This is a genomic window from Bacteroides sp. 519 (assembly GCF_010500955.1).
GTDB lineage: Bacteria > Bacteroidota > Bacteroidia > Bacteroidales > Bacteroidaceae > Bacteroides.
Genome location: NZ_QVMJ01000156.1, coordinates 1 through 306, shown reverse-complemented (window position 1 = coordinate 306; position 306 = coordinate 1). Strand labels below are relative to the sequence as shown.

Below are 306 nucleotides of genomic sequence, written 5' to 3'. Positions count from 1 at the left end.
CGGAGCCGAACCTTTAGGAGTGCAAATCTATTTTGATGAGACTAGCTACCAAACCATGTTCGAGGCACTTGCTGATGTGTTAATCTCTACCGGGGTGCTGGTGGGATTGATTTTTACTTTCATCTTTAAACTTCCTATTCTCGATTCGGTAACAGCTTCCAGATCATTTCTTTTGAAATAATATACAAATGCTTCACGCGGATTAGCATCCTTCTCATTCCATGTTCCGCACGATGTTTACGGAATTATGAACCTGATGGGTGGCGAAAAAGAATTTATCAAGAAACTGGATGAACTATTCAGCAT

Annotated in this window: 1 protein-coding gene and 1 pseudogene; both read left to right on the top strand. The window is 40.5% G+C overall.

Going from position 1 to position 306, the window contains the following annotated elements; genetic code table 11:
* Positions 1 to 181: hypothetical protein (locus D0T85_RS22340; RefSeq protein WP_163215692.1), on the top strand; the 181-nt coding region annotated here is incomplete at its 5' end.
* Between the two features lie 27 nt (positions 182 to 208).
* Positions 209 to 306: pseudogene (locus D0T85_RS23310) on the top strand (glycoside hydrolase domain-containing protein); the annotation flags it as partial.